This is a genomic window from Streptomyces sp. NPDC004561 (assembly GCF_053602155.1).
In genome coordinates this window covers 1-9,993 of the sequence record NZ_JBSGDB010000339.1, presented here as the reverse complement: position 1 = coordinate 9,993, position 9,993 = coordinate 1, and the positions used below count along the sequence as shown (strand labels likewise).

At 71.4% G+C, this 9,993-nt stretch carries 7 protein-coding genes; 1 reads left to right on the top strand and 6 read right to left on the bottom strand.

The window, feature by feature from the left end; genetic code table 11:
• Positions 1-153 precede the first annotated feature (153 nt).
• Positions 154-1,989, top strand: coding sequence for a glycoside hydrolase family 15 protein (locus tag ACWEN3_RS32830; RefSeq protein ID WP_452978253.1), 1,836 nt, complete (start codon positions 154-156; stop codon positions 1,987-1,989).
• Between the two features lie 11 nt (positions 1,990-2,000).
• Here the strand turns inward: ACWEN3_RS32830 and ACWEN3_RS32825 are convergent, their stop codons facing one another.
• The 6 genes from ACWEN3_RS32825 to ACWEN3_RS32800 form a co-directional block, all read right to left on the bottom strand.
• Positions 2,001-3,764, bottom strand: coding sequence for a cation:proton antiporter (locus ACWEN3_RS32825; RefSeq protein ID WP_452978250.1), 1,764 nt, complete (start codon positions 3,762-3,764; stop codon positions 2,001-2,003).
• Positions 3,765-3,809: 45 nt separating this feature from the next.
• Positions 3,810-4,850, bottom strand: coding sequence for a cytochrome d ubiquinol oxidase subunit II (locus tag ACWEN3_RS32820; protein WP_452978247.1), 1,041 nt, complete (start codon positions 4,848-4,850; stop codon positions 3,810-3,812).
• Positions 4,847-6,271 (bottom strand): cytochrome ubiquinol oxidase subunit I, encoded by a 1,425-nt coding sequence (locus ACWEN3_RS32815; protein ID WP_452978246.1) that lies wholly within the window; start codon positions 6,269-6,271, stop codon positions 4,847-4,849. The genes ACWEN3_RS32820 and ACWEN3_RS32815 overlap by 4 nt, the downstream gene beginning before the upstream one ends.
• Before the next feature lie 29 nt (positions 6,272-6,300).
• Positions 6,301-7,113, bottom strand: coding sequence for an SDR family oxidoreductase (locus tag ACWEN3_RS32810; protein WP_452978259.1), 813 nt, complete (start codon positions 7,111-7,113; stop codon positions 6,301-6,303).
• 198 nt (positions 7,114-7,311) lie between these two features.
• Entirely contained in the window at positions 7,312-8,901 is a 1,590-nt protein-coding gene (locus ACWEN3_RS32805; protein ID WP_452978243.1) for a GMC oxidoreductase, read from the bottom strand.
• A 99-nt stretch (positions 8,902-9,000) separates the two neighbouring features.
• The gene (locus ACWEN3_RS32800) at positions 9,001-9,960 is read right to left on the bottom strand and encodes a cyclase family protein (RefSeq protein WP_452978256.1); all 960 of its coding nucleotides are present in this window, start codon (positions 9,958-9,960) and stop codon (positions 9,001-9,003) included.
• Between the last annotated feature and the right edge of the window lie 33 nt (positions 9,961-9,993).

Genomic DNA, 9,993 nt, shown 5'->3' with positions numbered 1-9,993 from the left:
GGCGAAGACCCTCGTTTCAGCCCCCGCGGTCGGCCCTCGCGACCAGCGCGTATCAGGCGGACCGAGCCCGACGGGCCGGAGCCCGAGCTCCAGTTTACGCTGATCGGAAGGGGGGTGCATTCGGGTGAATCGGACACCGAGAGGGGTGCCCCGATGGACGGCTACCCACTGATCGAGAACCACGGTCTGATCGGCGATCTGCAGACCGCGGCGCTGGTGACCACCGATGGGACCGTCGACTGGTTCTGCGCCCCCCGGTTCGACTCGCCCAGCGTGTTCGGCGCGCTGCTGGACAAGGACAACGGCGGGCACTGCACGGTCCGGCCGGGGCACGCGATGTACGCGACGAAGCAGTTGTACCTGCCCGACACGGCGATCCTGGTGACGCGGTTCATGACCGAGGCGGGCGCCGGGGAGGTCCTGGACTTCATGCCCGTGACGGGGCCGACGGCCACGCCGAGGCACCGGCTGGTCCGCATGATCCGCTGTGTGCGCGGCGCCATGACGTTCGACGTCGACATCGCCCCGCGGTTCGACTACGGGCGCACGGCACACCGGTTGCACATCAGGGAGCACGGGGCGGTGTTCACCGCCGAGAACGGTGTGGAACTCACCGTGCACCCCATCCGTGAACCGGACGACGACCGGCTGGTGGACGTCCTCAGGAACCGGGGCGACGATCTGCACTTCACCCTGGCCCTGGAAGCCGGCCAACAGCGCGGACTGGTCATGGAGTCGGGCGTCGACGGGCCGAGGCAGATCCGGCTCGCCGAGTACCAGGGACTCTTCGAGGAGACCATCCGGTTCTGGCGTTCCTGGCTGGGCCAGTCGCAGTACTCGGGGCGCTGGCGGGAGACGGTGGAGCGCTCCGCGATCACGCTGAAGCTCATGACGTACGCCCCGAGCGGCGCCCTGGTGGCCGCCCCGACGACGGCACTTCCCGAACAACTCGGCGGCGAGCGCAACTGGGACTACCGGTTCACCTGGATCCGTGACGCCTCGTTCTCCGTGTACGCCCTGCTGGGGCTGGGCTTCACCGAGGAGGCACGGGCGTTCATCGACTGGCTGGCCGACCGGGTCAGGGAACGGGCCGGCAGCGACGGGGACTCCGGGCCGCTCAACATCATGTACCGGGTCGACGGCTCCTCCGATCTGGAGGAGGAGATCCTCGACCACTGGGAGGGCTACGAGGGTTCCGCGCCGGTGCGGATCGGCAACGGCGCCGCCGCACAGCTCCAACTGGACATCTACGGCGAGGCGTTGGACAGCATCCACTTCGCGCACCGGCACGGGATCCAGGTCGGGCATCAGGGCTGGACCTCGCTGCTGACGAACCTCGAGTGGCTGGTCGACCACTGGGACCAGGCGGGTGAGGGCCTGTGGGAGACCCGTGGCGGGCGCCAGCACTTCACGTACGGCCGCGTCATGTCCTGGGTGGCGTTCGACCGCGCGCTGCGACTGGCCGAGGCCAACGGCCGGCCGGCCGCGGCCGAGCGCTGGAGCCGTGAACGGGACGCGGTCTATGAGCAGATCATGGCGAAGGGGTGGAGCGAGTCCCGTCGGGCCTTCGTCCAGCACTACGGCAGTGACGTGCTGGACTCCTCGCTGCTGCGGATGGCGACGGTCGGGTTCATCACCCCCGGGGATCCGCTGTGGACGTCGGCCCTCGACGCGATGGAGGCCGAACTGGTCAGCGACAGCCTGGTCTACCGCTACAACCCGGAGGCCTCGCCCGACGGCCTGCGCGGCTCGGAGGGCACGTTCTCGCTCTGCACGTTCATGTACGTCGACGCCCTGGCACGCGCGGGGCGGACCAACAGGGCGAGGCTGGTGTTCGACAAGATGCTCGGTTACGCCAACCATCTGGGGCTGTTCTCGGAGGAGATCGGCCTGACCGGCCGTCAGCTCGGCAACTTCCCACAGGCGTTCACCCATCTCGCCCTGATCGACGCGGCCCTCACCCTGAACGCGGCTCTCGACCGGCGGTAGGCGGACCCGGTTCAGCCGGCCGGGGGCGCGGGTCCGAGGAGCACGAGCGTGTCGCCCGGCTCCGCGCCGGCCGGCGAGGCCTCGGCGACGGGTTCCAGCCGGCCGTCGTGCCGTACGAGGAACAGGGCGTCGTGGCCCGGCGGGAGGGGCGCCGACGCGGGCTGTACGTGGAAGCCGGCGCCCCGGTCATGGCGGGCGGCGAGGGCGTGGCGCACCAGCCGTGGGCCGAAGAGGGTGCCGCGGGCGGTGTAGGGGGCGACGACGCCGGGGCTGCCGGGTGGCGCCCCGACCCGGTGGACCGGGCCCTCGACGCTGTCCTCCATGACGATCGAGGCGAGGGCGTTGAAGTCGTCGTCGTCCGTGAGCAGGAGGACCGAGGTGACCCCTTCCAGCCGGGCCTGGGGGTCGGTGGCCACGGCCATCAGTTCCCCGGCGGCCAGTTCGAGCCCCGCCTCCTCGATGCGCGTCCTCTCCTGCGTCGAGCCCGCCCACATCAGCACGTCCACTCCGGCGGTGCGCAGCGACCGGGCGAGGTCGACGACCCAGGGCTCGCCGCCGACCAGCAGGGGGCGTGCCCGCGCGGGCCGGGCGACGCCCAGCCTGCCGGCCACCGGTTTCACCGTCAGTGCGTAGATCACCACGGTTCCGACGATCACCAGGAAGGTGACCGGGAGGATCTTTCCGGCGCCGCGCAGGCCCGCGGTGGTGAGCGAGGCGGAGAAGGTCGTGGCGGTGGACGCGGCCACGATGCCGCGCGGTGCCATCCAGCCGATGAAGGCGCGTTCACGGCGGGTCAGATCCGTCCCGGTGGTGGACAGCACGGCCACCAGGGGCCGGACCACCAGGACGAGCACGGCGACCAGTGCGGCCGTGGGCAGCAGCACCGGTACGACGGACCTCGGCGTCACCGTGGCCGAGATGGAGACGAACAGCAGGCCGACGATCAGCTGGACGAGCGTCTCGAAGAACGGCCGGCGTGCGGGCATGTCGAACCCCGGCAGGTTCGCGGCGCCCAGTCCGGTGACGATCGCGGCGATGAGCCCGGTGTCGTCGAACACCATGTCGCAGCCCGCGGCCACCACGACCACGGTGGCCAGCTGGGCGAGCGTGCCGAGCGTCTCGCCGAGGCGGAGCCGCCGGAGGGTGAGCCACAGCAGCGCGGTGCCGATCGCTCCTCCGGCGAGGCCGACGGCGAGGCCGGCGAAGAACGAACCGAAGCGGAAATGGCCGCTCTGCAGCCCGCCGGCGACGATGGAGTGGAACACGACGGCGCCGAGGATGCCGCCGACGGGGTCGATCAGGGAGCCCTCCCACATCAGGACCCGCCGTACCTGGTCCGCGGGCCGGACGTGTTCGAGCAGGGGACCGACGACGGTCGGCCCGGACACCACGAGGATCACCCCGATCATGCTGGCCACGGCCACCGGCACGCCGAGCAGCACCGGGCCGAGGCCGATGACGGACCCCCAGGTGAGCAGCACCCCGAAAGCCATGAGGCGCAGGACGACTCCGCGCGTGGCGCCCTTGAGATGGCGCAGGTCCAGGCCCAGTCCGGAGTCGTAGAGGATGAGCGCCACCGACACGGACACCAGGGGGGAGAAGGCCGGTCCCAGGAGCTTGTCGGGGCGGACGACGCCGGTGAGGGCTCCGGCGGCGAACCCGGCGGGCAGCAGCAGGATCAGGGCCGGGATCCGCAGCCGGCTCGCGAGGATCTGGCACCCGACGGCGAGGGCCACGGTCAGGCCGACGCCGAGCAGGATGTCGTCCGCGCTCACCGGTCCCTCACCGTGCGGCGTGCGGGACCTCGGCCCGCCACGGGTTCAGACCTCGTCACCGGCGCGGTCGCTCCGCAGGTCGGCGTCGGTGAGGCTCTCCAGTTCGCCGTGGGTGTCGAGCCAGTAGAGCGCGGCTACGGCGGGGACGATGAGGGCGACGGCGACGAGGGTGACGAGTCCCAGCCACCGCAGTGTGGTGTGGGCGCCGGCCCCGGCGGCGACGGTCAGGGAGGTCGGGATGAGGTAGGGGCGCTGGGCCATGCCCCAGGCGATGACCGCCGAGGCGACCACGCCGACCGCGGTGACCCGCGACCAGGCTCCCGAGGGGCGGGTCAGCAGCCAGGCGGTGGCGAGCGTGCCGAGCGCGGCCAGGACGACGAAGACCAGACCCGCGCCGTGGGTGAGCCCGTGCCACACATGGTGCGCGTCCCCGTGGGTGACGAACAGCGTGATCACCGAGAGTACGGCGACGGCGGCCAGGGCGCCCTGTGCGCGTCGCCGGAAATAGCCGTCCAGGTCCGGCGCGGTGAAGCGCCGGGCGTCCGCGGCGAGGAAGACGGCGCCGAGCATCGCGGTGGTCGCGACGGCGAGCAGGCCGAACAGCAGGGACGTGGGGTTGGCCCAGGCGTCCGTCGACGCCTGCGTCGTGGCGGTCACCCGGCCCGAGGCCACTCCCCCGGCCGCGGCGCCGAGGAAGAACGGCGTCAGCAGCGACGAGACGGCGAACACCGCGCCGTACAGGCGCCGGCCGGCGAGGCGCCGTGCGGGCTTGCGCAGGGCGAAGCCGGCGCCGCGCAGCACGATGCCCAGGGCGGCGAGCGCCAGGGGCAGCCACATCGTGGTGAACACCCGCTGGAACAGGACGGGGAAGCCCGTCCACATGATGACCAGGACGAAGATGAGCCAGACGTTGTTGACCTCCCACACGGGGGCCATAGCGTGGTCGATCAGCCATCGTGGGCGTTTGCCGCGCTCGGCTCCGCCCGCGATCAGGTCCCAGAAGCCGGCTCCGTAGTCGGTGCCGCCGCCGCAGGCGTAGGCGGCGATCACGAGCAGCAGGACGGCGGCGATGATCCCGGCGATCACAGTCGGCTCCCCGCGGAGCGCGGCCCGTACGGAGTGTCCGCCTCCGGCTCGTGCGGTGCCCGCGGTCCGGCCGTCCGGTCGGTGATCCGCCAGCTCGCGCGCATCTTCAGCAGCACCACCAGGAACGACGCGAAGACGAGGACGTAGATGAGGACGACCAGGCCGAACATGATCCACAGACTGGTGGAGCGCGTGGCCGTCACCGCTTCGGCGACCCGCATGTTCTGGTACACGATCCAGGGCTGGCGGCCCACTTCGGTGGTGATCCAGCCGCACTCGACGGCGACGACGGAGGCGAGTCCGGCGACGGCGGCGCACCGGTAGAACCAGGGCGTGGCCGGCAACCTGCGGCGCACCAGCCACAGCACCGCGTACCAGAGCGCGAGCAGCACCAGCACGGAGCCGATGCCGACCATGGTGTCGAAGGCCCAGTGGGCGATGGTGGCCTCGGCGGCGGTCGGCCGGTCGGCGGCGGGTACGGAGGTCAGCCCGGTCACCTGGGTGTCCAGGCGGAACCCGGCGAGGACGGAGTCGAGTCCCGGGATCCGGATACCGCCGGCGATGCTCCCGTCCGGATGCAGCCGGCCGTAGATGTACTCCGGCTGGTGGGTGTCGGTCTTCCAGACGATCTCCATGGCGGCGAACTTCACCGGCTGCTTGTGGAAGACCTGCCGGGCGATGGAGTCGCCGAGCACGAACTGCAGGGGGGACAGCACGGCGGCGAGCGTGAAGGGGATCGTGAATCCGAGCCGGTGGTAGCGGTCCCGGCGGCCGCGCAGCCATCCGACGGCGTAGACGCCGGCCACGACATAACCGGCCGTCACGAACATCGCCACGACGAAGTGCCAGTACTGCGGCCCGAACATGGGCGTGAAGACGGCCTTCCAGATCTTCACGTCGACGGGGTTTCCGGCGGCGTCCAGGGTGAAGCCCCGGGGGGTGTTCATCCAGGAGTTGGCGGCGATGATGCCGAAGGCGCCGAGCAGGGCCGCGAAGGGCAGCGGCAGGCCGAGCAGGAAGTGGGCCCGGGAGGGCAGCCGGCGCCAGCCGTAGAGGTAGATGGCGATGAGGACGGCCTCCAGGAAGAACGCCCAGGCCTCGACGCCGAACCCGATGCCGAAGACATCGCCCCACCGGCCCATCATGCCGGGCCACAGCAGTCCGAACTCGAACGACAGCACGGTGCCGGTGACGACGCCGATCGCGAACTGGACCGCCATCACCGCCGACCAGCGGCGGGCCAGCAGCAGGGCGGTGGCGTCGCCGCGGCGCAGGCCGTAGCCGTGCATGATGAGCGTGATCAGCGGCAGGGCGACACCCATCGGGACCAGGATGATGTGGGAGGCCAGGGTGAACGCCATCATCGACCTGGCCGGCAGCGTCTGCGGCGGGACGTCCGCCAGCAGCAGGACCGTGTGCATGTGAGCCTCTCCGGCGCGGGTGGGGTGGCTCAGCCGCCGGTGGCGAACCCGGGGAAGAGCGTCATCCCGCCGTCCACGTAGAGGGTCGTGCCCACGACGTAGTCCATGAGGTCGGAGGCGAGGGCGACGACGGCGTTGGCGATGTCCTCGGGGTCGCCGATCCGCTTGTAGGGGATCAGCCGCATGAGGTCCTCCTGCGCCTCCGCCGTCTCCCAGGCGTCGCGGTTGATGGGGGTCTTGATGGCGCCGGGGGCGACCGCGTTCACGCGGATCCCCTTCGGGGCGAGTTCCTGTGCCAGGGTCGCCATCATCATCTGCACGCCGCCCTTGGACGCGGCGTAGTTCACATGACCGGTCCACGGGATGATCTGGTGCACCGAGCTCATGCAGATGATCTTCCCTGCCGAGCACGAAACCTCGGGGACGACCCCGCGGCGCAGGAACTCCTTGGCCGCCTCGCGGGCGCAGAGGAACTGCCCGGTGAGGTTGACGTCGAGGACCTTCTGCCACTGGGCGAGGGTCATGTCCGCTAGCGCGGCGTCCCGTTGCAGTCCCGCGTTGGCGACCAGGATGTCGATCGTGCCGAACTCCTCGACCATCCCGTTCATCATGGCGGCGACCTGGTCCTCGTCGGACACGTCCGCCTCGTAGGCCACGGACCGCACGCCGAAGGCGGTGATCTCCTGCACCACCTTCTCGGCTTCGTCGCCGCCGGCCACGTAGTTCACCATCACATCGGCGCCGGCGCGGCCGAGGGCCACGGCCGTCGCCCTGCCGATTCCGGAGTTCGCGCCGGTGACCAGCGCCTTCTGCCCTTTCAGCAGGTGAGAGGGGGGGATCATGGCCTGGGGTGTGCCCTCGGTGGAACTCACGATGTCCTGCTCCTCCACTACGCGCCCGGACGGCCGGGCACGTGGCCCGGAGGGATCAGCCGTCAGGCAAACACCGGGCGGCCGCGGCCGCATGCCGGAGCGGGCCGTGTTGCGCTGCCCGGCTGAGGATCTTCGCCCGGTCGGGCCCCGGAGGCGGGCCGGCGGCGGTCAGCTCAGCCGCTCCACCAGGTGGTCGCCCACGCGGAGGGCGTTCGCGATGGCCGTCAGGGACGGATTGACCGCGCCGATGCTCGGGAAGAAGCTCGTGTCCACCACGTAGAGGTTGTCCAGGTCGTGGGCCTTGCAGTTGAGGTCCAGCGCCGAGGAGGCCGGATCGGTTCCGAAGCGCACCGTGCCGGCCTGGTGCGCGGTGGCCCCGATGGGCATGCCCTTGTGGAGGTAGATGCTGCGGGAGAGCAGGCGGTGTTCGTGCATGCCGAGATGGCCGAGCATGTGCTGGAGCTTGTGCCGCAGGCGCTTGAGGCCGGCGACGTTGTTCGACTCGTCCAGCGTCAGCCGGATCCGGCCGTCCTCCTCCAGGGTCACCCGGTTGTCCGGCCGCGGCAGGTCCTCGCCGCACAGCCAGAAGTCGACGGCGTGATGGGCCAGGACCTCGAAGGGCATGTCCGGTGACACCGACCCGGCCCAGCGCGGCGCCTCGCCGTGGATCTGCTCGGCGTCGGACTTGCCGAGCATCTGGATCCCGCCGAGGGGGTAGTCGAAGTCGTCGGCGCCCAGGTACCAGTCGTGCAGGGCCAGCGTCTTCTGGAACTGGGTGTCGTTGGGCTGCTTCGAAATGGCCATCAGGGCGAGGTTGTTGTGGCGCATGTAGTTCCGGCCGACCACGTCCGAGCTGTTCGCGAGGCCGCGGGGGTGCCGGTCGCTGGCCGAACCGAGCAGCAGCGCCGCGGAGTTGACGGCCCCGCAGGCCACGACCACGACGTCCGCCGAGAACCGGGCCTCCTCCTCACCGGGGAGCCGGGCGACGACGGTGGTGACGCGGCGTCCGGTGGGGTCGGTCTCCAGCCTCGTCACCCGGGCCCCCGTCACCATGTCCACGTTGGGGTGCTCCAGTGCCGGCTCGACACAGATGACCTGCGCGTCGGACTTGGCGCGGACCAGGCAGGGGAAGCCGTCCACCCGGTTGCAGCGGATGCAGGCACTGGTGTGCGTGGCGCCGCCGTACTCGTCCTGGGTGAGGTTGACCCCGATCGGCAGGTGGAAGGGGTGCAGTCCCCGCTTCTCCAGGTCGTGGCTCAACTGCTCGATGCGCGGCTCGTGTTCGACCGGCGGGTAGGCGTACTGGGCGCTGCTCGGCCCTTCCGAGGGGTCCTCGCCGTGGCGGCCGTGCACCAGGTACAGGTGTTCCGCCTGGGTGTAGTAGGGCTCCAGGTCCTCGTAGGCGAGCGGCCAGGCGGGCGAGACGCCGTCGTGGTGGCGGAGTTCGCCGAAGTCCTCGGGGCGCAACCGGAACAGCGCCGCGCCGTAGAACTTGGTGTTTCCGCCGACGTAGTAGTTCACCTCGGGCGGGAACTCGTTGCCGTGCCGGTCGAGCCAGAACTCCGGGGCCCGGTACTTGGCCTTGACGAACACGGCCGTGGAGTCCCAGTTGTCGCGTTCGCGCCGCAGGTAGTCGCCGCGTTCGAGGATGAGCACCCGTTTTCCGGACGGGGCGAGGCGGTGGGCGATCGTGCCGCCGCCGGCACCGGTGCCGATGACGATGACGTCGTAAGGGGGCAGGGCGTCCACGGCAACCACCGTCCTTGTCGTGCTGTCCGCGGCCGTTGCGGGCTTTTCCCTTCGAACGTACGCGCCATACCGCAGTGCGGCACCTGGAACGGTCGGCGCCTGCCCGGTTCACAGCACGGCGATGGGGTTCACCGGAGAGCCGGTCGCCGCCGGGAGCCGCAGCGGGGCGACCACGCACAGGAAGTGCCAGCGCGCCTGCTGTTCGCACACCGGTACCAGTTCCTCGAAGTCCAGGTAGTCCAGCAGATGCAGCCCCATGGCGTTGACGGCCAGCACATGCACCGGAAACCCGATGCCGGCCACCGCGCTGGGCGCCGTGTCGCTGTTGCCGTCCGATCCCAGGGCGGACACCTGCCGCTCGGCCAGGAAGGACATCGCGCTCGGATGCAGCCCCGCCCGGGCCCGCGCCACGTCCCAGGCGCCGAGGGTCCTGCGCCGCAGGCGGTGCCCCAGGCGCACGAACAGCAGGTCGCCCGGTCCGACCGTGGTCCGCTGGGCGGTCTCGGCCTCGGCCAGGTCGTCGGCGCTCACCTGGTCGCCGGGATCGAGCCAGGGCACGCCGCGCAGGCGCGGGATGTCAAGGAGGACTCCGCGGCCGACGATGCCGTCGCGCACCGGATCGAGGGTGAGCGCGTGGGCGCCGTCCGGTGTCACGGTGCTCGCCGGGACGCCGCCGTACAGCTCGCCGTCGAAGATCACGTGGCACAGCGCGTCGAGGTGGCTGTCGACGTCACCGTGCACGTTCATGGCGAACCGGTCACGGGCGAACGCGAGCCCGTGCTCCGCCGTCCCGCCGTGCGCGGGCGCCGTCATCCGGTGGGACGCGGGCTCCGGGCTGTCCGGGCCTGACCGGGTCTCGACGGGCGCGGCCAGCGACACGGTGCGTCCGCACCGGACCTCGGCCGCGGCCGCCACCACCCGCTCGGGCGTGAGCCGGACCAGCGCGCCGGGCCGCCGCTCCCCGCCGTCCGGGGCCCGGTCCCGCAGCCGGCGGTACAGGTCGCGGAAGGCCGCTTCGGACAGGGGGCCCGGTGCCCCGGACCGCTCGGGCCGCTGGTGCGAGGTCATCGGGGTCCCCTTCTCTTCCGCCCCGGCCGGCGC